The following is a 21,037-nucleotide window of genomic DNA, read 5'->3' as shown; positions in this document are numbered from 1 at the left end:
ATTGTCCGATTATTGGTTATAAAACCCTTTAACCAAGTACTTTCAAGCAATTACTATATTAAATGCAGCAATTGGACAAGGCGTTCCGGCTTATGTTCTTTATTTATTCGACAAAAAAAGCGACAAACTTTAGTTTCCAAAACTAAAGGAGAATGATCCATCATTCTGAATTTTTAGATGGCGGCATATGTATAGAGTAAAAAGACAGGACAAGGTGATGAATATTTTTCAGAGATTAATGGCTACTATTATTGGCAGCTTGCTGTTAGGAATTGGGGTAAATGGGTTTTTGGTGCCTAACCATTTAATTGACGGGGGAATCCTTGGAATTGCATTAATCCTTCATTACTTTTTTGATTTTCAGGCAGGGATTACAATGGTTGCTTTGAGTCTCCCCATCTGTATATACGCGTCAATGAATAAAAGGGGGTATTTCTTTAGTAGTTTACAAGGATTGTTAGTTTCTTCTTTGTTCATTGATTTGCTTGCTCCACTTCGATTCCAAATTTACCTTTCCCACCTTTTAAGTGCACTAATTGGAGGTGTCATCATTGGAACGGGTGTTGGTTTAATGCTCCGATATCAGACAAGTACTGGAGGGACCGACTTACTCGCTAAAATTATTTCTCGAACTTATTCTGTTAATATAGCTTTTGTCATTATCGCTATTGATGGTCTGATTGTTTTGGCAAGTTTGGTTTTACTATCATTAGACTCCGTTCTTTATTCATGTGTAGCTATTACCACGGTTGGTCTAACAACTTCCTTGATTGGAGGAAAGTAATCATAATTAATCATGTTGTTTTTTTACATATGGGTATATGTCTAAACCCTGGACAATCATGGAACATAGGATGAATTTGTAGTCATGAAAAGCCAGCATAGAAAAAAAGATGTGAGGGGTAAGTGCCGAAATGGAAGATCGAAAACAATACCGTGATGAATTGTTGGAATGGTGTAATAGCTTTAATTCTTATTGGAATACTGTGAAACCGCATGTTTCAGACTGCTTGGACACGGATCGTGTAGAGGAGTGGGAAGGGGCTTGCCGCCAATTACGAGAGAAATTACAGGAAGATGAAACCGTGGAATTCGAGGACTATCTGACAGCAAAAAGCCTTTATGAACAGTGGGAACAGCAATTCAAAGGTATGGATGCCCCTCAAGAAGTGATGGATGTGGATTCCGGGCATCGTTTGGTAGTGGAGGCGCAGCCAAAAAGCCACGACGTATTATTGGACTTGGACGGTACTCAAGAAGATCTTGAAGTTGTTTATGACCATCGCATGGAAATGGGGGAACAAACGGAAATCTACGGTGAACTATGGGAATCGGATGTGACTCAGGAAGAGCTTGCAGTTGGTTCGGAGCACCGTTTGGTAGTGGAGGAGCAGCCACAAATCCAGGATGAATTAATGGCAACCAATGCTTCTCAAGAGATAGTTGGGATGGAAAAATCGAAAGGGATGGCGTTGGATGAACAGCTCTACTACCGTGAAGATTTGTTGGAAAGGTGTAATCACATTTATTCCAATTGGGAAAGTATGAAACCTAGTTTTTCCAAACTTTTTGAGAGCTTAGTGGAGTGGGAGGTATCATACCGCCATTTTAAAGAGAAATTAGAGGCAGATATAAAAGCGGACTTCGATGATTATCAGAAAGCTAAACATCTGCTGGAAAATGGTATGCTTTTGGGGAAGAAATAGAGAGGTAACCCCGATTCCAACCATCTGAGGGTATGCTGAGAATACAAGTTAAGAATAGGAAAAAGGACAGATTACGCCCATCTGTCCTTTTTTCCTTCCATCAAGTATCCTGTTAGATTAGCCCCAGAAAGAAGTTCCTACAATGATCAACAAGATGAAAAGCACAACGATTAAAACAAAAGTGCTGCCGCCGCCATAACCACCGCCATAGCCGCCGCCGTAACCGCCGCCGTATCCAAATCCACAACTCATAGATGTTCACCACCTTTTACTAATAATTTGGATGTAAAAATCATCCTCAAGGTTATTATATTTTTTACTGTAGAAGGTGATTGGACAAGTTACTAATCATTCAAAAAATCCGCAAATATACTATATGCCGCTTCCTATTCAGTTGGGAATAAGAATGATACAGGAAAACCCACTCAAACTAGGCTATAATTTTTTTATCCCATGGCTCTGTTCATTTTCAAGTAGGTTTGAGATTCAATAGGCGGAGAATTTCCGGCTAATGTATATAGAGAAGGCTTTAGAAGCCGATATAAGCGGAGAATTTCCGCTTAACTGCTCGATATAAGACAAAATCCAAAGTTTTGGATAAGATAAGCGGAAAAACTTCCCTTATTTTTAAGGAAATACGGGTATTTCCCAATTTAACCGGAATTTTTCCGTTTATTTTTCAAACACAGTGAAATCAACATTCAGTTAAAATAGGCTCTTTCTCTTATAAAATTCATTCATTGATCAGCGGTTTTATTAGAAAATGCGGCGACCTTTAAAGAAGATAGCAAAGATGACAAAGAACGGTTAATGACGAAAAACAAAAAGAAGCGTATGTATAGGACATACGCTTCACCCAGAGGTGAAAAAATGTTTAGCTTGGCAGCGGATGAGAGATTCCTGTCTCTCCCTAATAAGCTATGCAAAGTGGATAAAAGAGAACTGGACAAGCGTGTAGAAAGGGGTAAAAATTTTTTCAAAATAATAAAATACAAAAACCCGTTCCCGTTGGAAAAATTTTCAATTGAGGTATTATAATTACTATATAAATAGGGATTTCAATAGAGGGGGGATTCTAGAATGCAATTTTATTTTTATCATGAGCGCTTCAAGGATGCAATCAACCAGTATCAATTAGACGAGGAACAACTTCGTTTTACGGGCGAGCCAAAGGATTGTATTAAACTATCTAACGAAGATTCCGAGCGTTCTTCCATCTTAGCCATAGAAAACGATGAACTCGTTACTTTTTTCGTTTTACATAGTAATGAGGGGGTCAAACCCTATTCGGACAATGAATATGCGATTTTGTTAAGAGCTTTTTCAACCGATTTCCGTCACCAACGCAAGGGCTTTGCGAAAAAAGCACTAACGCAGTTACCTGCATTTGTAAAAGAAAATTATCATGAAATCAATGAAATTGTCTTAGCGGTTAACGTGGGAAATGAAGCAGCACAGGCGTTATATGAAAAGTGCGGGTTTATTGACGAAGGCGAACGTCGAATGGGACGAAAAGGTGAGCTGATTATCATGAGTTACTATTTATAAATTTGGGGCATGTATCCACACTTTGATACAGAACGTATCATAGCTTATTTAGAGAGAGGTAGAGAGGAGGAAAATTATTGGAGGATAATGAACGTCAGCGAAAGTCGACAAGAGGCAGGGACCATTTTTCAAAGGTAATGTTTGGCGACCGCCAGCCAAGAGGCACATCTCAATCTAAAGACAGCTCGGAACCTCGAACAAACCGTTACGATAATTGGTTTTTTGGGCGCGGAAAAAAGCAGGATGAGCACAAGCAGCAGGAACAGTCCTTTCATGATAAAGTGGAAAACATCATGAACAATGTGGATCTAGAATTGTTATTTGATACGTATGACACCATTGTGACAACAACCGAACAATATAAACCATTATTTAAAGAAATGGCGCCATTCTTTAGTAAATTTACTGACAAATTTAAAAAGTAGTGGCGGTACAGCAGCAAGTAAAGTGGCGATTTACACTGTCGCGGGATGTTAAGACTTTCTTAAGAATCATCCACTATTATAAAGATAATCTTTTTTTCAAAACCCCCTTTGATTATATGACTTGATGCCCTCGAGGATTGTTTTCCAACAGTCTGGAGGGCTATTTTTTTGCAAATCTTTAATGAAGATGAAATATTAAACCATAGGGTTATGTAATTATTTTAAACTTCTTTGACTAATCACTTTCTTTTTTAGAAATAATTAACATATTGAAAAAAGTTGGGGGGGATAATATGCATCTTTTCCTTGCAATCTTATTTTTACTTGCGGCTATAAGATGGGGGGATTGGAGAAATTGGAAGAGGTATTACCCTACCATCCTATTTTTTATTGGCGGCGACCTTTTGAAGAACGCGATACTTCATGACCATCGTATGTGGGAATATCAAGAAACAGTATTTGCAGAAGAGATATTTTACGGCCATCTAGTGATCAATCTCTCCTTGTCATGGCGGTCATTTATCCCATAACTGTTTGAAATAAGGGGAGTTTATGAGTATATCCGTTATATCATCCATCACTTTACTAATTCTCATTTCTTTTTGTGTGGCACCCAAAAAAATGCACATATTTGAGATCATTTTTAATTGGCTTGTTGTATGGCTTCTCATACACCCGTTATCTTGGATTATATATGTTAATTTAATGTGGTTAAAAGTATCGACAAAATTAGTGGATTTTTGGACGTATGCTTTTGATCGATTAATTCTTATTCCGCTTCTGATAATCATCTTTTTTGAGATTTCGTTGAGGTTCGAGCGAAAGGTAGCAAAATATATCACTCTAACCGTGGCGATTTTTATTTTAATGATGGATGAATACGCTTTAATCCAAATGGGAGTTCTTCTTAAATTGAATTGGAATATTTACTATTCTTTTATTGAAAAGGCCTTTATTCTTCTTGTTTCATATTTTTTATGGACGAAATTTAGGAGAAAAATTTTTTAAGGGGAGTTTAGGGGAGCATGTTTTTATATTTACCAAAACACTTTGATGAAAATGAATGGTTCATAATCATTGCCTTGGTTTTGAGTATATTCTTGGTGAGGCTGCCCAAAAGAATGCCAACGGAAGTTTCTTACTTAATCGTGCTATTAAGTCTGGCTATTCCTAATATTATCGACCATAGCATTGCTGCCATCTCTCCTTTTGATGCCTATCAAATCACGGATTCGGAGAAGTATGAGGTATTTGATATTCTACTAAGCGGAGTTTATATTCCATTTGGATATCTTTGTGTGTATTTTTATGAATGGTTTAGACCGAAGAAACTGAAGATTGCACTTTATATTCTTTGCTGGGCACTCTTTGCTCTTTGTTTTGAGTTTGTCCTAGTAAAATTGAATGTCTTTACTTACCGTGGTTGGAAATTGATCTATTCGTTTCCTACCTATTTGCTGGTCGTATCTCTATTCTTAATTTATTATGAGTTCCTGCTTTCTCAGCATAAAAAAAAGATGGAATCTGAATTTAATGAGAATACCTAAATCGTAAAGCGACCGATAAAATTACCTCGAGGGTGAAAAGGGGCTGGATTACAACCCAACCCCAAACAACCTCAATTCCTCCGCATCATGCGGCAGCTGAATCATCCCTTCAAACTTCATTCCAATCTTCTCAAGAACCCGCGCGGACCCGACATTGTCCTCAGAAGTGATGGCTACAACCCGCTTCAGACCGAGTCCATCTCTTGCATACCCAAGCGTGGCGGCTGCCGCCTCAAAGCCATACCCCTTTCCCTGGAACCTTGATAAAAAGGCAAAGCCAAGATCCACATCATCCAACCCATCTCGTTTGATCAATCCGCATATCCCAATCGGCGTCCTAGCTTCATCCTTTAATTCCGTCAAAAATAGTCCAAATCCCAGTCGGGAATACATTTCCATCGGCCCGGTTACGATATAGTTTCTAGCATCTTCTATCGTCCGCACCCCGCGATCACCGATGAAACGCAACCACGAGGGATCATTCAACAGTTCGAGAATAAACTCGGCATCATCTGGTGTTAACCAGCGGAGTACTAATTGATCCGTTTCCATTACTTTCATTAAAACGCACCTCATCTCATGTGAATTTCTATCTAAATCATACAATATCATGTATTCTGAAAAGGAAGATAGTGACAAATGATAGGGTCAGTTCCTCCTGATGGGAGGAAACATCAAAGGGGAGATCGCAATGACAACGACGTTTATAAAATTAACAAAACCTACTGCAAGTATTGTAGAAGCAATGAATCGCTGGGAAAACGATCCGGCCATAATTGCGTTAACGCGCCACAACCAAAACCAAGCCGATTTGGATCGCCGCGAAACCTTGTCCCTTGAGGAGCTAACGAAACGGATGGAAGACCATCACATCTATCTAATTTACCACGATGACCAGCTGGTGGGGGAATTGAATTATATGATCGATCCGCCGCACCTCTTCCAAAAAGAGCCGGGAACCGCCTGGCTGGGCATTACGATTGGTGAATCCGCAGGGCAAGGCAAAGGGATTGGTCATGCAGCCATTCGATATTTAGAGGAACAGGTTAAGGCGCAGGGAATGAAGCGAATGGAATTAGGCGTGTTTGAATTCAACGAGCGGGCAAAGAAACTCTATCAAAAGCTGGGTTACACTGAAATTGGCCGCATCGACAATTTTACCTATTGGCAAGGAAAAATGTGGACGGATATTCGTATGGAGAAGTATCTATGATACATAGCTCGAATGAATCAGAAAAGAAGGCACCAGATAAATTATTTTGGTGCCCCGGGAGGATAGTAATAAGGCGGTAACCGTTTTAATACTTAACCCATTCTATCAGTTTTGTCCCTAAATAAAAACTATGTAGAAAGGGAGGAATCAATTGGAATCTTTGTCTATTATTTTTAATCGAAAAATTCCCAATAAAAAAAGAGCTTACTTGCCCTTGCATTAGTAGTGGCCATCAGGAACATCCCCCTGGTTCCACTTAAAGTCAAACGCAAAAGGGGTTGATCCATGCTGGAGATAATAGTTGTATCTTTTAAAAGCCTCCTCCCAGGATACATCGTCCGCCTTCTCCGTGCACCACACCACATAGGTAGGTTGTTTCTCCTGATGAGATTCAAACCACTTATTCCTGTTTCGTAAGGCTTGCATATGTTGTTTCGAATAGGTGAAACGGGATAAAGATTGAAGGCTTTTCCATACCGTTAGTGTAAGAATAGGAAACCCCTCTCCTTTGATCACTTCCTCAGGGAATGGAACTCCGTCAGAAGAAAACTCCTTTATAAGCTGCCCAGATCGATAAGCCTGTCGCATGACTTCGTATCCCACTTCAAAAAACTCACGAGAGGCAGGATGTTCATACGGATGTTTTAGCCTGCCAACCGTATAAATCGCCACAAAAGACATAATAATCTCTCCTTTTATCCTTTTAACCTACATATATTCAAGAATGACTGGACTAATTCCGGTGCAGGAGTAGAAGAAGGATGTTCTTCTATTTCATCGAATTAGTGATAAACCAAAATTAAAAGGGTGATTGAAATAGAAAAAACAGTAGGCAACAATACGGTCACATATATTGTCAACAAGCTCCGGAGTGCGGGGTGTGTTTTTGCGGAAGAAGAGGCTCAGATACTCGTTTCAGAGGCGCAATCATTAGAGGACCTCTTGAAAAAGGTGGAATGGCGGGCAGATGGTTTCCCGCTTGAATATGTAATTGGATGGGCTCAGTTTTGCGGCCTTCGGATCGAGGTGGAACGAGGAGTGTTCGTACCGCGGCAACGGACCCAATTTCTTGTTCAGCAGGCCCAAGAGCTAGCTTGTTCTGGTGATATCGTCGTTGACCTCTGTTGTGGTTCAGGGGCGATAGGTGCCGCGCTGGCAGCGGCTAGGGGAGAAATTATGTTGTATAGTTCGGACATTGACCCCATTGCCGTACGATGTGCACGAAGAAACGTAACGAAATTCGGCGGTCAAGTTTTTGAAGGGGACTTGTATAAGGCCCTGCCACAATGGATGAAAGGTCACATAAATATCCTTGTTGCTAACGTACCTTATGTTCCCACGAAAGCGATCGAGCTGCTTCCTCTGGAGGCTCGCCTTTATGAACCACATCTGGCTCTGAACGGAGGGGAGGATGGCTTAAATATTTTACGAAGAGTGGTAACAGAAGCCCCTTATTGGCTCGCGCCGGGAGGACATCTATTAATCGAGACGAGCGAAAGGCAGGCACCACAATCATTTGAGATTTTTACAAATATAGGATTGACTACGAAAATAGTGAGAGACGTAGAATGGGACGCTACTGTTGTGATTGGGACTCATACATCATTTGTATGACAAAAACCGCCCATAAAAGGCGGCTTAGTTGAACAGCCTAGAACGTTGTTAAGGAACTGTCCATATCTTATTAGTAAAATCGTTTAAAGCTCTCGAAGTGGTCTTGATAATACTTGCTTTGTAAATTGGAAATCATTACACCGCCATCGTTAGCGTGGATGAATTGGTTGTTTCCTAGGTAGATTCCTAGATGAGAAATACCTTTTTTATATGTATTTTCAAAAAAGACAATGTCGCCGGCTTTCGGTGTGTTGACATAATAGGTGCGGTCATAGAAACCTTCCGCTGAAAAACGGCCAATTTTCATCCCAGCTTGATTAGCCACGTAATAGACGAAGCCGCTGCAGTCAAATCCCTTGGGCGTGCTGCCGCCCCAGACATAAGGAATCCCAATCAGTTTCTTGGCACTTTCGATCATCTTCGCAGAGACATTCGTAGTAACGGTTGGTTCAGTCTTTGTCCCAGGAACTTTTAGCCTTTGGGCGACGAAGATATTGTCGGAAGTAAGTTTATTGAGCGCCTTCAACTCATTGACGGTCAGCTTATATTTGCCAGCGATCTTTCCCAGTGTATCCCCACTTTGAACGACGTAATCTGTCGTCCCCTTGACGTTTGTTGCTGGAGTCGTTGTTTTCGGCGGTGTGGTTGCCACAGGTTTCGTTATTGCTGGAGTCACAGCTGCTTTTTGGGCAGGAACCTTCAGTTTTTGACCGACATAAATCATATCGGATTTTAGTTTGTTCAATGACTTTAAGTTCGCCACGGAGGTTGAATGTTTCCCGGCAATCTTGCCAAGATAATCGCCTTTTTGGACAGTATACACACTAGTCGCTGTCTTGGTTGTCTGCGGCTTGGCTGGAGTCGTTGTTATCGGTTTGGTTGTTGTCGTGGTTTGTTTCGGTGCGGACACCTTTAGCACTTGCCCGACATAGATAACCGTATTACTCAGTTTGTTCCACTGTTTTAGTTCTGCCACGGTCACATGATAACGGTTGGCAATCTTAATCAAGGCATCCCCTTTTACAACGGTGTAAGTGGTGGGTTGTGATGCTTGGGTCATTTTCCTCGCTACCGTGATCTGGAGCATTTGATTGACAGAGATAAAATCCGACTTCAACCCATTTGCTGTTTTGATTTCTTTGACACTCGTATGGTATTTTTGTGCGATTTTCCCTAAGGTATCGCCTTTTTGAACCTTATATGTATCGGCCATGGCAGTGCCTGCAAATACAGTCGAAAGCAGGGCAGTTGTCGATAAGGCTCGAACAATCGTTTTCTTCACTAGCAAATCACCTCTATTTTTTTCACAGTTTTATTAATTTTACCATAGTTTGCTAGTGTTACGAAGAAAAAAATGTAAATATTTCCTGAATTGTTAGCGAAAATTGATGTATTTCCTGAATTATTAAAATAATCAAGACGGAAACTCGACTATTTCTTCACCAATTAGAACAAATCCTTACAAAATTCATTAAATTATAACAAAATTCGCTGGAAATACATTTACATCTTTCTGCTAATCTAGTAAAATTGTCAATTAGATTAAACTAAAGGAGGAAAAAATAGGTGGATCGGTCGATGGAAGCTAAAAGCTCCAAAATAAATAATTTCTCGGAAATCGTGAGAAGAGCTTACGAAACGGGCGTTAACGAGCATGAAATCACCCTAGAAAAACTAATCGCAGACCTAAAAGCAGACTTGAAAAACTTAATGGTCGGTTAAATATATATATAAATATAAGAATGATATAGGCCACCGAGGGTATCTCGGTGGCCATTTGTGTGTTTTAGGGAGAATGGTGCCCGTGAGTCAGAAAAAAAGGGTCCCACGGTAACCAAAGGAGTCGAATGGTGCCCGTGAGCCACCAAAAAAAAGCTTCAACGGTAACTAGAGAAATTTATAATATAAATCAGACCATTTATGACACATTTCTTGAGATTTATAACATAAATCAGAACTCTTATGACCTATTTCAAGAAACTTACGACAATTCCTGGATAAAATTAGGATCCGAATCAAACAAGAATGATTGGTATAAACTATGAAATTATTGTCTATCCTTATACTATAAAACTAGTTTTGTAGGGGTGGAGATCAATGAGTATAGAAGAATTAAATAAAATCATTGCGGTCAAAAAGATGGATTTAGAGGAGTGTGAGCAAGAACTTAATAGTCGTTACTATCCCTCGATAGTCAGAATGGCAATGACGAATTACATATTAATTTTACAAGAACAATTAGAAAGGTATAATAACGATCGGATTAATTTGTAGTAAGGCATATTATCTTTTTTACTGGTAATCATAAACATTATTACCGATTTAAAAGGATGATAAAATTGTCAGACCCGCGAATAATTCAATTTGATAAAGCCGTAAAACTGAGAGAAGAGTCTACGAATGCTTTTATCGATTATTGGAGAGACCATGCACTATATACCTCTTTAGAATATTGGATAATGGTCGCTTTACTTGTGGTACCACTCATCTTTCTAGTCTTCAAAATTGATAAGAGCAAGCTGTTCTTAATTGGATTTTATGGGTATAGCATTCATATGTTAGCTGCGTACATAGACTTATTTGCGATAAATAGCGGGAAATGGAATTATCCATTTCCACTAATACCGTTTCTTCCTAGTATTTCTATCGATTCAAGTATTGTGCCGGTTACTTTTATGCTTGTCTATCAATGGACGCTAAATCATAAAAAAAATTTCTACGTGTATTCTACAATTACAGCAGTATTTTTCTCACTTGTTTTTAAACCGCTGCTTGCCGGGCTAGGCTTGTTCCGGATGTATGGAAATATGAATTACTTTTATCTTTTGATTATATATGTGTTAGGATTTATAGCAGCAAAATTGATTACTAACGTATTTTTATGGCTTCAGAAGAAATTCACCAAAAGATGATAAGGATCGCTGCGGCGGTCTTTTTCTATGGCCAAAAACTTGGAAATAATCACCTTATATTGGGAGATAATAAATATGAGGTGATTTGTGTGAGTTCTGTGATAAAGAATCTGGATTTACATGCTCAAGGGAATTGGCTGCCGATCAGTGTATCGTTGCTATTGTTTTTATTTGCTCTTTTTATGCCCAAGAAAGAAATCGGGTGGAGAGAATGGTATATTACATTTGGAGTCGTTGGATATATTGCCTGGATTGGTGATTCTTTAATTGGAAGAATGTTGGATCTAGTTGATTTTGGCCATCCGAACGTAACAGGAATAGGTGAGTTTTTAAGCTACAGTTTCATTCCTTCGGCGCTGTCTGTTATGTATTTAAACTATTTAAAGAAAACAAATAAATGGACACTAGTGATTATTTTTACCATCATAGCTACGTTAATTGAATGGGGAATGAGGAAAGTGGGATATATAAAGCCTCATGGCTGGAGTTTCTACATCTCAATACCGTTGTATTTTGTGGTATTTAGCTTTTTCCTTCCTTTACACAGGAAAATAATAAAGGACCGAAACCTGGAAAAGTAAAATAACCGGAAATTTTCCGGTTAAGTGCAGAATGGAGCTCGGTTCGGGGTGGAATAAGCGGAGATTTTCCGCTTATGCAAAGAAAAACCCCCCATTTTCACGTTTTCTGATCCAATAGGCGGAATTTCTCCGTCTATTTTTGCCTTTTTTAATAAAAAAAACAAAATAAGCGGAATTTTTCCGTCTATTGATCAGCCCGGGTGCTTAACCTATCTCCATTAAAAGGTTTCATAAATTACTTTCCCTGTCTGGGATGTATCATAGTCCCCTAAAGAGTTAATTTCAGACTGAAAGTGACTCGATGATAGAATTTCCTTGACTGTGTGGATTAGTGGTTCCGTTTTGGGGGTTTTTATGATAACCAGGTCATACTGTTCTGTTATTAATGGAACAAAATCAACTCCAACTATTTTCGCGGCCTTTTCAATTCCCACGCCTAAATCGGCTGCGCCAGTCGAGACAGCGGAAGCCACACTTAAATGGTTGCTCTCTTCGTGGTCATAACCTTTTATGTTCCTAGCAGGAATTTCGTTGATTCTAAGTTGTTCATCCAGAAGGATTCGTGCACCGGATCCTTTCTCGCGATTAATAATTTTCACATCTTCTCGTTTTAAATCCATCCAAGAGGTCAGATGTAAAGGGTTGCCTTGTTTAACGTAAAAACCTGCTTTTCTCGAAAGAAGGTTGATTAAAATAAAAGGAAAGCCCACTAATATTTTTTTTATATAGGGTAGATTATACCCGCCGGTATCCCCATCAAACAGATGTAAGCTAACGATGTCACCATCACCATTGTACATGGAGATGAGGCTGTTTAAACTTCCCGTAAAAGATCTTAATGGTTTATAGACTGATTTTGTCTCGATGTGTTTCCCTAAGATATCTAAAACGAGGTCTTGACCGCTAATGACAATGTTAGGGGATTCCTTTTTATGAGAATCGGCACCAGAGGGTGGGAAGGTAGTAGTCTGATTCGTTTTATGATTATTTATATAATTGTCCAGGTCATTTGAATCAATTCTCATCTGTCTGCCTACGCGGAATGCAGGTAGCTGCCCTTTTTTCACCAGGTCATAAAGGGTCAATTTCGAAACCTTTAATAGCTGCGATACCTCTTCAATCGTATAGGAATGTTCCTTTGACATTTGCATCCCTCCATCAATTATTTTAACTGAAACTGATAAAAAAACCATTCATTATCTATTTATTTTAGTTATAACTAATTATAATAAGTTATAACTAAATATAATCAATTAAAAAGGAGAGGGAAAGTGAAAAAAACTTTAATTTACTCATTGATTCTATTGTTACTGGTTTTATCTGGGTGTTCAGCGAAGCCAGAAGAGCAGAATCAAAAAGTTTCAGATAAGAAAGTGGAGTTGACGATTTCAGCAGCTGCTAGTTTACAAGATGCCTTAAATGAGATTACAGCCACCTTTGAGAAGGAACACCCTAATGTGAAAGTAAACTATAACTTTGGAGCATCAGGGGCACTCGCGCAGCAAATTTCTCAAGGAGCGCCTGTCGATCTTTTCTTCTCTGCCGCTGAGGATAAATTTGATCAGTTGGTTCAAGACGGGCTAATTGAGGAGTCAAAAGGGACGGATCTAGTTGGAAATGAACTCGTATTAGTGGTGCCAAACGATGCAAAAAAAGAGATTAAAGGATTCGAGGACCTGACCACAACAGATAAAATTTCCATCGGTACCCCTGAAGCAGTGCCGGCAGGACAATATGCGAAAGAAACATTAGAAAACGTAAATGTGTGGAAAGCTGTGGAAGGCAAAGTGGTATATGCCAAGGATGTCAGACAGGTGCTAACATATGTAGAGACGAACAATGTGGACGCAGGAATGGTCTATAAAACAGATGCTTTGGTATCTCAAAAAGTAAAAGTGGTAGCAACGGCAGCGGAAGATACTCACGCTCCCATTATTTATCCATTAGGTGTGATTAAGAACAGCAAGCATCCTAAAGAAGCCCAACTATTCTATGATTATCTTCAAAATGAAACAGCGATGAAAACGTTCGAGAAGTTTGGATTCAAAGGAGTAAAAGAATAGACAATGACAACTGAGTTTTGGTCACCAGTCAAACTATCCATCGAGATCGCAACCGTTTCAGGGGTATGGGTATTAATTTTAGGATTATTTTTTGGGAAGGTGATGGCTCATACGAAGTTTAAAGGGAAGACCTTGGTGGAAACGGTATTCCTTTTACCCTTAGTATTGCCTCCATCTGTCGTTGGCTTCTTGTTAATTGTGATATTTGGAAGGAATAGTCCCATCGGACAAATCATAGAAGAATTGTTGAACCAACCTGTGATGTTTACGTGGGGGGCGGCTGTCATTGCTTCTTCTGTTGTCGCTTTTCCTCTTATGTATCAATCGGCTAAGACAGGGTTTGAAGCAATTGATGGAGAAATTGAGCATGCAGCTCGGGTAGATGGGGCAAATGAGTTCAAATTATTTATGCTTATTTCGATGCCGCTTGCACGGAAAGCGATCCTTTCGGGTGCCATATTGAGTTTTGCGAGAGCGTTAGGGGAGTTTGGCGCGACTTTAATGTTTGCTGGAAACATCCCAGGCAAAACCCAAACCATTCCAACCGCTATTTATGTCGCCATTGACTCCGGTAATATGGAATTGGCGTGGCTATGGGTATTGAGTATGATCGGTATTTCATTTTTCATGTTGCTATTCGTCCACAACATGAAATCTTGAAGGTACAAAAAGAAGGTGACTGAATTCAGCACCTTCTTTTTGTATGAATAACTATTGCATGGAAATCCAGACACTCTTAACTTCTGTGTAGTTATTAAGGGCATAGGATCCCATTTCACGTCCAATACCGGATTGCTTATATCCGCCAAACGGTGAAGCAGCATCAAATGCATTGTAGCAGTTGACCCAAACCGTTCCAGCGCGGAGTTTGTTGGCAATATAATGGGCATTCGCAACATCGCGTGTCCACACGCCAGCTGCTAGTCCATATTCGCTATTGTTCGCACGATTAATTAGTTCATCCAAATCGTCATACGGCATAGCGGAAATAACAGGTCCAAAGATTTCTTCCTTGGCAATCGTCATTTCATCGCGTACATCAGCAAAAATAGTAGGGGAGACAAAGTAACCCTGCTCTTGCGGACGATCACCGCCCACTACAAGCTGTGCACCTTCGTTTAGTCCCTTCTCGATATAACTTAGGACACGGTTTTGCTGCTCGGAAGAAACAAGCGGTCCAATTTCTGTATCCGCATGAATACCAGCACCTTGTCTAATTGATTTCGCATGGGAAGCCATATCAGCAACCACATTATCAAATTGTTTCTTTTGAATGAACACGCGGGAACCGGCACAGCAAACTTGCCCTTGGTTGAACATAACACCGTTAAGCGCACCTGGAATGGCTTTGGTTAAATCAGCATCAGGAAGGATGATGTTTGGTGATTTTCCTCCAAGCTCAAGTGTCACGCGCTTCAATGTTTTAGAAGCATTGGACATGATTGCTTTTCCGACTTCAGTGGAACCAGTGAAAGCAATTTTATCCACTAAAGGATGGTCAACAAGCGGTTGACCTGCCGTTTCTCCAAATCCAGGAACGATGTTGACCACACCTGCAGGGAATCCGGCTTCCTGAATTAATTCAGCCAAGTAAAGCGCTGATAGCGGCGTTTGCTCCGCTGGCTTTAGAACAATGGTACAGCCTGTTGCAAGTGCGGCTCCAAGCTTCCACATGGCCATTAAGAGAGGGAAATTCCAAGGGATAATTTGCCCAACTACGCCCACAGCTTCATGACGGGTATAGTTTAAGAATGGTCCATTAACAGGGATGGTTTGTCCAACAATCTTCGTGGACCAGCCTGCATAATAGCGCATATGCTCGACTGCCAAAGGAATATCTGCATTAGTTGTTTCTCGAATCGGCTTCCCGTTATCCAAGGTCTCTAACTGGGCTAGCTCTTCACTGTTTTCTTCCATCAAATCAGCAAGCTTGTACATAAGCCGGCTTCGATTAGCCGCGCTCATTTTCGACCATGGACCTTCATCAAATGCTTTACGTGCCGCTTTTACAGCAAGATCAATATCCGCTGCACCTGCTTCATAAACATTTGCTAGTACTTCACCGGTGGCCGGGTTATATGTATCGAAGGTTTTTTGTGACTGACTCTCAACAAATTCACCATTAATAAATAATTTTTTCTTCCCGCGTAGGAACTTTTCTACCTTTTCTTTTAATGCTACTGCTAATTGAGTCATATAATTCCTCCTTAAAAATAAGTTTTTTTCGCTTAATGGACGGAATGGAAAGCGTTTCCATGGAAAATGATAACACTATGAAAATATGAAAACAACTATTAATTACATAAATATTCTGATAATTTTTGATAAAAACAGTCAATTGGGGCGTGTTTTACCGCCAAAACTCTCCATATATAGATAAATATCAACAAAACCTTATGAAACTCAACAAAACTTAACAAAAACCAAAGTAACCAGCAGTAGGAAAAATAAGCGGAAAATTCTTAGCTAAATGCAAATGGGGCTCGGCTTAGGGAAAATAAGCGGAAAATTTCCGGCTAAATGCAAAATGGAGCTCGTTTCATGAGGGAATAAGCGGAAATTTTCCGGTTATGCAAAGGAAAATCCCCCATTTTAGAACTTTTCGAGTAAATAGGCGGAATTTCTCCGTCTATTAAGGCCTTTTTTAATCAAAATTACAAAATAAGCGGAATTTCTCCGTCTATTTACCCAGACCGCGAGCTCCACCTGATCTCCTAACGGATTCTTAGTTCTCATTCCCTGGCTTGTAGGTATTAATACTCTTATCATGTTCCTTTTTAATATCAAACTCAACGTCACCTTTTTGATTATAGGTAGCTAATGTGATTTTATGTAGATCTTCTTTCCCGAGTTGATGATTCATCATTTGAGAGTACAGCCAATCTAGGCTTTTATGCACAAACTTTAAATTATGCTGGATGATATCCCCGTCCATAATTAAGGGAATCGATATAAAAGTAGGGCTTGGTTGAATATTTAGGTCGCTGGGCTGTAAGGGTCTTTTATCCGACATTGGGATAATACTGACCTGTCCAGACTCCTCCATCACAGCTATCTCCACATCTAGTATATCGGTATATCCCTTTGTCCGGAGAATACCTTGAAGTTCATCCACCGTTAATCGAACTCTGGCTAACCCATGTTCGTCAATATCCCCCTTGCGAATCAAAACGGTAGGGCTGTGTGAAATCCAATACTTCAACTTATTGACTAAAGCCAGTCTCGATAAAATGATATATAAAAGTGCAATTGAAAAAGAGTACCAAGCAGCGGACCAGTTGTTTTTCGAAACAATTGGCTCAGTTATAGCAGTTCCCATGATCTGTATAAACATCAGGTCGAAGGCTGTCATTTGTGCGACTGACCTCTTTCCAGCAAATTTGACCAATAAAAATCCTAAAGAAAACACCATAAAAGGTGTCCATAAATAATCATTTAAAAATGTCACTTTTTAATGCTAGCCTCCTCCCTTAATCCTTATTACCATTATTCCTTGTCTAACCAGGAATAAACTTAGAAATTAAATAAGGGAGGATCCCCATTGTTTCACTGTTAGCAGAAAAAATAAAGCCAAAGGAATAATCCTCAGGCTCTTTTTAGTATCGAAATTGTTCCATTTCTTCCTTTGTTAATTCGAGTGGTTTCTTTCCGACTTGTTTGCAATAGTTGTGCATATCACGGAATCGGATTCTAGGTGGGCCATCACTTGGTTCAACATACTTTCCATCTGGAAATGCGGCATCCATGTCATCTATGAAATGATTACTAGGCATGATATCATCACGTTCCTTTCTTACAGCCGTTATCCCACTTGGGCTCTTACGGAAGATAAAAGGGCTTAACTTGGACATATCGTGACACCTCCTGGTAAGTATTCTTTAACAAGTAACTCGGAAACACTTGTTTCAAAGAAGTAATAGGGTTTTCCCTCTATGTAATTTGAAAGTTCAGCATCGAGTTTAGTATGAAATTCTTCATATGTCTATTTTACCATAAACTTGCGTACGATTTTTTATGTGATAAACTTTTGTTTTTGCTTATTTACCCTCTTTTGGGTCATCCATCCTCATCATTTGTTTGCGAAACTACGGATTCATTCGTGAATCATAGAAATTAATAGTTTGATGGGTCCTTGGCTAAAAATTGCTTTCCAGAAAACTCCAGTGACGGATCTTGGGCTTTTATGGGGGAGAGTGACCACTAAACAAAAAAAGGATAGCCCTGTATGCTATCCAGTCTTCTTAATGAGCGAATTATTGCACTCAATGAGCGAATCTATCAATTCAATGGGCGAATCTTCGCATTCAATGAGCGAATCTATCAATCCAATGAGCGAATTCTATTAAGCTTCAATTGCTCGAGGCTGTTGGTAGACTTCATTCTCTAATTCACCTGTGATTTTACCAGTTAACACGCCGGCGGTCATGCTTCCGCTGACATTCAAGGCTGTACGGCCCATATCAATTAATGGCTCAACAGAGATTAATAGTCCGACAATGGCGATTGGCAGGTTTAATACGGATAAAACAATCAGTGCGGCAAATGTAGCGCCGCCGCCAACACCTGCAACCCCAAATGAGCTAATCGCGACTACCAGAATAAGCGTAATAATAAACGATGGGCTGAATGGATTGATGCCTGCAGAAGGCGCAACCATCACGGCTAGCATTGCTGGGTAAATACCAGCACATCCGTTTTGACCGATGGAAAGTCCGAACGATGCGGCGAAGTTAGCAATCCCTTCCGATACACCAAAGTCCTTTGTTTGTGTTTTAATATTTAAAGGTAATGTTCCCGCACTTGTACGAGAAGTAAAGGCAAACGTTAGTGCCGGCAATGCTTTTTGCACGTAGTTTACAGGACTTAATTTAGCAAGGGAGAGGAGCAGTAAATGCACGATAAACATCGCAATTAATGCCACATAAGATGCAATCACAAACTTCCCTAGTTTTGCAATCGCTGCATAATCACTCATTGCCATTACTTTTGTAATTAACGCAAGAACCCCATATGGAGTAAGGCGAAGAATCAGGGTGACGACACGCATGATAATCGCGTAAAACGTATCAATAATTTTAGCAAAAAATTCTCCATGTTCCGGATCTTTTCTCTTTACTCCAAGGTAGGCCATCCCCACAATCGCGGCAAAAATAACAACGGCAATTGTAGAAGTTGGGCGGGCACCCGTTAAATCCGCAAATGGATTACTTGGAAGTAACTCGATGATTTGCTGTGGAATCGTCATATCTTGAACGCCAACCACTTTTTGTTCCAATTCAGCATTTCGAGCGGCTTCGGCATCCCCTTGATTTAATTGAATTCCATCCAGGCCAAATCCTAGCGCGGAGCCAATTCCGATCGCTGCTGAAATAGCGGTCGTTCCAAGAAGAATAGCAATCACAAGAAAACTAATTTTCCCGATGTTTTTAGTCAACTTTAATTTCGTAAACGCTCCAACAATCGAGATAAACACAAGCGGCATAACAACCATTTGCAATAGTTTTACATACCCGGTTCCAACGATCGCAAACCAATCAATAGACTTTACCGTAACGTCGGATGTTGTCCCATAAATCAAATGAATGATAAATCCAAAAACAATCCCTAAACCCAGTGCAGTAAAGACACGTTTAGAAAAAGACACATGCTTTTTCTGCATCGCGAACAATCCAAGAACAAGCAGTAGGAAAACGGCAATATTAATGATAATTAAAAATGTATCCACTATAAATCCCCCTATAAATATTATTCTTTATATAATAACAATACTATAATTCTATTATTCCAATCGGTCAAGTCGGAATTGAAAATATAATCGATGTTTCCTATCGCTTTTTTAAAAAATAGTCCAAAATTTTCATGTATCGCTAAATTATGGACAGAAAATGTAGGATAGTGTCGAATTTTACAGAGGGGGGTATAATGTCATGGGTCACATTCAGTGCCAGACAGGATCATCCCGTTAAAACATCGATAGAGGGAATAGGAGAAAATAGTGAAGATGACGAACCAATTATTTGTGAATGGTGAATTAGCTATGAATCGGAAAGAGACTCATGGAAAAAGCAAGCAGACAAAAAGTGCACCAGAGTTCACTTCGAGGATGGAAAAACGCGAATATGAGCAGCGAGTCAATTATTTTGATATTCGCAATGTATTAGATATCAAAGGATTCCTAAAAGATATTCGTGCCAATTGGAGTACATATGTATCACAGGTTAACCAAATGATTCAAAAAAGCCCTGTAAAAAATCTAGTCGTGACAGGGATTTTTACCATTGTCCTTAGCTTTATTGCCAGCACAGCCCATGCGGCATTTATTGGGGAATATACTTATCAGGTAAAAAGTGGTGAAAAAATCGAAGCGATTGCGGCTGCACATGGAGTAACCCCGCAGGAAATTTTAGAAGCCAATGGGCTGACGTCCATTAACGGGAAAAAAATTCTTTTACCAAAAGTACATAATCGATCAGTGAATGCGACAACCTTAAATGTTCGCTCCCAGCCTTCGACAAAAAGCGGTATCGTAGGAACTTATAAAAAAGGGGAAATTGTCAAGGTTTCATTCGTTGAAAACGGTTGGGCAGGCATTCTGATCAAAGGAAGAGTTTGTTTTGTGAGTGCTGCGTATCTTACCACACCAGTGGAAACAACGAAGCCAGCAGTTACTCAAGCGAAAACCTTGTATGTCAATGCGACAACATTAAAAGTGAGAGACGCTGCCTCTACGAGTGGTACGGTCATAGGGATGTTAAAGTTAAACGATCGTGTGTCGGTGAGATCGTCTACTAAAGGCTGGGCTCAGATTGAATTCAACGGCAAGAAAGCATATGTTAGTGAAATCTACTTAACTATAAACAAACCAGCCACAGCCATTCCAAGTTCAGTGACGTATGTGATCAAGCCTGGGGATACGTTTGTAAAAATCAGTAAGGCCTTGAATATCTCAGTCGCATCCATTCAAGCACTCAATCCAACCGTGGACCCAGCCAAGTTGAAAATCGGGCAAAAAATTAACATCCCTGCCACTACGAATCAAATAACAGTATCAGCACAACTTCAAGCCGTAGACACGAATGGAACCTTTCGTTTTAGTACGGATAATGGAACCACGTATACGGCCAAAGCATCAGGAAAGTTGATAAAGGAATTAGCAGGACATTTTGGGCAAAAAGTATCCCTAACTCTTGAAGGGAAACGGGGTCAACAAATGACTTTACTTTCTATTCAGTAAATAAAGTTGAAATTAATAGGCGGAGAATTTCCGGTTATTGTTGAAAGAGGATGCTCAAGAAGCTAATATAAGCGGAGATATTCCGCTTATCTGCTCAAAATAAGGCAAAATCCAAGGGTTTGGATCAAATAACCGGAAAAACTTCCCTTATTCTTAAGGAAATATAGGTATTTCCCAATATAGGCGGAAATTCT

At 39.8% G+C, this 21,037-nt stretch carries 24 protein-coding genes; 15 read left to right on the top strand and 9 right to left on the bottom strand.

All coding sequences use genetic code 11. The annotated features are described in order from the left end of the window. Positions 1–187 precede the first annotated feature (187 nt). Both COJ96_RS02685 and COJ96_RS02680 read left to right on the top strand, forming a co-directional pair. On the top strand, positions 188–784 hold the full coding sequence (locus COJ96_RS02685) for a YitT family protein (RefSeq protein WP_180229962.1): 597 nt from the start codon (positions 188–190) through the stop codon (positions 782–784). Between the two features lie 130 nt (positions 785–914). After that, complete coding sequence (locus tag COJ96_RS02680; RefSeq protein ID WP_098571461.1) at positions 915–1,706, top strand: hypothetical protein; 792 nt, start codon at positions 915–917, stop codon at positions 1,704–1,706. 117 nt (positions 1,707–1,823) lie between these two features. On the opposite strand, the gene yjcZ is transcribed toward COJ96_RS02680, so the two are convergent. Then, positions 1,824–1,958, bottom strand: a complete 135-nt coding sequence (yjcZ, locus tag COJ96_RS02675; protein ID WP_098571460.1) for a sporulation protein YjcZ — start codon at positions 1,956–1,958, stop codon at positions 1,824–1,826. An 828-nt stretch (positions 1,959–2,786) separates the two neighbouring features. Between yjcZ and COJ96_RS02670 the strand changes: the two genes are divergently transcribed. The 4 genes from COJ96_RS02670 (at position 2,787) to COJ96_RS02650 (ending at position 5,226) form a co-directional block, all read left to right on the top strand. After that, positions 2,787–3,254, top strand: coding sequence for a GNAT family N-acetyltransferase (locus COJ96_RS02670; RefSeq protein ID WP_098571459.1), 468 nt, complete (start codon positions 2,787–2,789; stop codon positions 3,252–3,254). Positions 3,255–3,331: 77 nt separating this feature from the next. Continuing rightward, positions 3,332–3,679, top strand: coding sequence for a hypothetical protein (locus tag COJ96_RS02665; protein ID WP_098571458.1), 348 nt, complete (start codon positions 3,332–3,334; stop codon positions 3,677–3,679). Between the two features lie 293 nt (positions 3,680–3,972). Continuing rightward, positions 3,973–4,209 carry a hypothetical protein gene (locus COJ96_RS02660; protein WP_098571457.1) on the top strand — a complete coding sequence of 79 codons (237 nt, stop codon included), beginning with the start codon at positions 3,973–3,975 and terminating at the stop codon, positions 4,207–4,209. Positions 4,210–4,704: 495 nt separating this feature from the next. Continuing rightward, complete coding sequence (locus tag COJ96_RS02650; protein WP_098571455.1) at positions 4,705–5,226, top strand: hypothetical protein; 522 nt, start codon at positions 4,705–4,707, stop codon at positions 5,224–5,226. Between the two features lie 48 nt (positions 5,227–5,274). Here COJ96_RS02650 and COJ96_RS02645 read toward each other — a convergent pair whose 3' ends face one another. Next, positions 5,275–5,787 carry a GNAT family N-acetyltransferase gene (locus COJ96_RS02645; protein ID WP_098571454.1) on the bottom strand — a complete coding sequence of 171 codons (513 nt, stop codon included), beginning with the start codon at positions 5,785–5,787 and terminating at the stop codon, positions 5,275–5,277. 130 nt (positions 5,788–5,917) lie between these two features. Between COJ96_RS02645 and COJ96_RS02640 the strand changes: the two genes are divergently transcribed. Beyond that, complete coding sequence (locus tag COJ96_RS02640) at positions 5,918–6,439, top strand: GNAT family N-acetyltransferase (protein WP_098571453.1); 522 nt, start codon at positions 5,918–5,920, stop codon at positions 6,437–6,439. A 219-nt stretch (positions 6,440–6,658) separates the two neighbouring features. Here the strand turns inward: COJ96_RS02640 and COJ96_RS02635 are convergent, their stop codons facing one another. Continuing rightward, positions 6,659–7,120, bottom strand: coding sequence for a DUF3291 domain-containing protein (locus COJ96_RS02635; RefSeq protein ID WP_098571452.1), 462 nt, complete (start codon positions 7,118–7,120; stop codon positions 6,659–6,661). A 135-nt stretch (positions 7,121–7,255) separates the two neighbouring features. Between COJ96_RS02635 and COJ96_RS02630 the strand changes: the two genes are divergently transcribed. Continuing rightward, positions 7,256–8,053 carry a putative protein N(5)-glutamine methyltransferase gene (locus tag COJ96_RS02630; protein WP_098571646.1) on the top strand — a complete coding sequence of 266 codons (798 nt, stop codon included), beginning with the start codon at positions 7,256–7,258 and terminating at the stop codon, positions 8,051–8,053. A gap of 70 nt (positions 8,054–8,123) precedes the next feature. Here the strand turns inward: COJ96_RS02630 and COJ96_RS02625 are convergent, their stop codons facing one another. Further along, positions 8,124–9,335, bottom strand: coding sequence for a C40 family peptidase (locus COJ96_RS02625; RefSeq protein ID WP_098571451.1), 1,212 nt, complete (start codon positions 9,333–9,335; stop codon positions 8,124–8,126). Between the two features lie 296 nt (positions 9,336–9,631). Here COJ96_RS02625 and COJ96_RS28395 point away from each other — a divergent pair, with 296 nt between their 5' ends. The 4 genes from COJ96_RS28395 (at position 9,632) to COJ96_RS02610 (ending at position 11,546) form a co-directional block, all read left to right on the top strand. Continuing rightward, positions 9,632–9,775, top strand: a complete 144-nt coding sequence (locus COJ96_RS28395) for a YwzD family small protein (RefSeq protein ID WP_180229961.1) — start codon at positions 9,632–9,634, stop codon at positions 9,773–9,775. Positions 9,776–10,150: 375 nt separating this feature from the next. Beyond that, positions 10,151–10,327: a hypothetical protein gene (locus tag COJ96_RS28390; protein WP_180229960.1), complete on the top strand. Its 177-nt coding sequence runs from the start codon at positions 10,151–10,153 to the stop codon at positions 10,325–10,327. Between the two features lie 56 nt (positions 10,328–10,383). Next, the gene (locus tag COJ96_RS02615) at positions 10,384–10,965 is read left to right on the top strand and encodes a hypothetical protein (RefSeq protein WP_257148397.1); all 582 of its coding nucleotides are present in this window, start codon (positions 10,384–10,386) and stop codon (positions 10,963–10,965) included. Positions 10,966–11,054: 89 nt separating this feature from the next. Continuing rightward, positions 11,055–11,546: a CBO0543 family protein gene (locus COJ96_RS02610; RefSeq protein ID WP_098571645.1), complete on the top strand. Its 492-nt coding sequence runs from the start codon at positions 11,055–11,057 to the stop codon at positions 11,544–11,546. A gap of 218 nt (positions 11,547–11,764) precedes the next feature. On the opposite strand, the gene COJ96_RS02605 is transcribed toward COJ96_RS02610, so the two are convergent. After that, positions 11,765–12,691, bottom strand: coding sequence for a substrate-binding domain-containing protein (locus tag COJ96_RS02605; protein ID WP_098571448.1), 927 nt, complete (start codon positions 12,689–12,691; stop codon positions 11,765–11,767). 126 nt (positions 12,692–12,817) lie between these two features. On the opposite strand from COJ96_RS02605, the gene modA reads away from it, so the two are divergent. Further along, positions 12,818–13,609, top strand: a complete 792-nt coding sequence (gene modA, locus COJ96_RS02600) for a molybdate ABC transporter substrate-binding protein (RefSeq protein WP_098571447.1) — start codon at positions 12,818–12,820, stop codon at positions 13,607–13,609. A gap of 3 nt (positions 13,610–13,612) precedes the next feature. Next, entirely contained in the window at positions 13,613–14,269 is a 657-nt protein-coding gene (gene modB, locus COJ96_RS02595; protein ID WP_098571446.1) for a molybdate ABC transporter permease subunit, read from the top strand. 51 nt (positions 14,270–14,320) lie between these two features. Here the strand turns inward: modB and COJ96_RS02590 are convergent, their stop codons facing one another. The 4 genes from COJ96_RS02590 to COJ96_RS02575 all read right to left on the bottom strand — a co-directional run bounded on the left by COJ96_RS02590 (position 14,321) and on the right by COJ96_RS02575 (position 19,334). Then, on the bottom strand, positions 14,321–15,805 hold the full coding sequence (locus tag COJ96_RS02590; RefSeq protein ID WP_098571445.1) for an aldehyde dehydrogenase family protein: 1,485 nt from the start codon (positions 15,803–15,805) through the stop codon (positions 14,321–14,323). Positions 15,806–16,334: 529 nt separating this feature from the next. Then, complete coding sequence (locus COJ96_RS02585; RefSeq protein WP_098571444.1) at positions 16,335–17,057, bottom strand: DUF421 domain-containing protein; 723 nt, start codon at positions 17,055–17,057, stop codon at positions 16,335–16,337. Between the two features lie 148 nt (positions 17,058–17,205). Next, entirely contained in the window at positions 17,206–17,460 is a 255-nt protein-coding gene (locus tag COJ96_RS02580) for a hypothetical protein (protein ID WP_098571443.1), read from the bottom strand. Between the two features lie 491 nt (positions 17,461–17,951). Continuing rightward, positions 17,952–19,334, bottom strand: a complete 1,383-nt coding sequence (locus tag COJ96_RS02575; RefSeq protein WP_098571442.1) for an L-cystine transporter — start codon at positions 19,332–19,334, stop codon at positions 17,952–17,954. A gap of 276 nt (positions 19,335–19,610) precedes the next feature. On the opposite strand from COJ96_RS02575, the gene COJ96_RS02570 reads away from it, so the two are divergent. Continuing rightward, complete coding sequence (locus tag COJ96_RS02570) at positions 19,611–20,843, top strand: SH3 domain-containing protein (protein ID WP_098571441.1); 1,233 nt, start codon at positions 19,611–19,613, stop codon at positions 20,841–20,843. Positions 20,844–21,037 lie beyond the last annotated feature (194 nt).

It is taken from the genome of Bacillus sp. AFS073361, assembly GCF_002567005.1.
Taxonomy (GTDB): domain Bacteria; phylum Bacillota; class Bacilli; order Bacillales; family Cytobacillaceae; genus Neobacillus.
Note: the sequence above shows the minus strand (reverse complement) of the source record. Positions and strands in the feature narration are given on the sequence as shown.

Coding starts and splice junctions, on each gene's coding strand:
- COJ96_RS02645 (WP_098571454.1), bottom strand. CDS start 5,787: ATGAAAGTAATGGAAACGGATCAATTAGTACTCCGCTGGTTAACACCA.
- modB (WP_098571446.1), top strand. CDS start 13,613: ATGACAACTGAGTTTTGGTCACCAGTCAAACTATCCATCGAGATCGCA.
- COJ96_RS02650 (WP_098571455.1), top strand. CDS start 4,705: ATGTTTTTATATTTACCAAAACACTTTGATGAAAATGAATGGTTCATA.
- COJ96_RS28395 (WP_180229961.1), top strand. CDS start 9,632: ATGGAAGCTAAAAGCTCCAAAATAAATAATTTCTCGGAAATCGTGAGA.
- COJ96_RS02635 (WP_098571452.1), bottom strand. CDS start 7,120: ATGTCTTTTGTGGCGATTTATACGGTTGGCAGGCTAAAACATCCGTAT.
- COJ96_RS02580 (WP_098571443.1), bottom strand. CDS start 17,460: ATGTCCAAGTTAAGCCCTTTTATCTTCCGTAAGAGCCCAAGTGGGATA.
- COJ96_RS02615 (WP_257148397.1), top strand. CDS start 10,384: ATGATAAAATTGTCAGACCCGCGAATAATTCAATTTGATAAAGCCGTA.
- COJ96_RS02660 (WP_098571457.1), top strand. CDS start 3,973: ATGCATCTTTTCCTTGCAATCTTATTTTTACTTGCGGCTATAAGATGG.
- COJ96_RS02685 (WP_180229962.1), top strand. CDS start 188: ATGTATAGAGTAAAAAGACAGGACAAGGTGATGAATATTTTTCAGAGA.
- COJ96_RS02670 (WP_098571459.1), top strand. CDS start 2,787: ATGCAATTTTATTTTTATCATGAGCGCTTCAAGGATGCAATCAACCAG.
- yjcZ (WP_098571460.1), bottom strand. CDS start 1,958: ATGAGTTGTGGATTTGGATACGGCGGCGGTTACGGCGGCGGCTATGGC.
- COJ96_RS28390 (WP_180229960.1), top strand. CDS start 10,151: ATGAGTATAGAAGAATTAAATAAAATCATTGCGGTCAAAAAGATGGAT.
- COJ96_RS02570 (WP_098571441.1), top strand. CDS start 19,611: ATGACGAACCAATTATTTGTGAATGGTGAATTAGCTATGAATCGGAAA.
- COJ96_RS02605 (WP_098571448.1), bottom strand. CDS start 12,691: ATGTCAAAGGAACATTCCTATACGATTGAAGAGGTATCGCAGCTATTA.
- COJ96_RS02640 (WP_098571453.1), top strand. CDS start 5,918: ATGACAACGACGTTTATAAAATTAACAAAACCTACTGCAAGTATTGTA.
- COJ96_RS02680 (WP_098571461.1), top strand. CDS start 915: ATGGAAGATCGAAAACAATACCGTGATGAATTGTTGGAATGGTGTAAT.
- COJ96_RS02590 (WP_098571445.1), bottom strand. CDS start 15,805: ATGACTCAATTAGCAGTAGCATTAAAAGAAAAGGTAGAAAAGTTCCTA.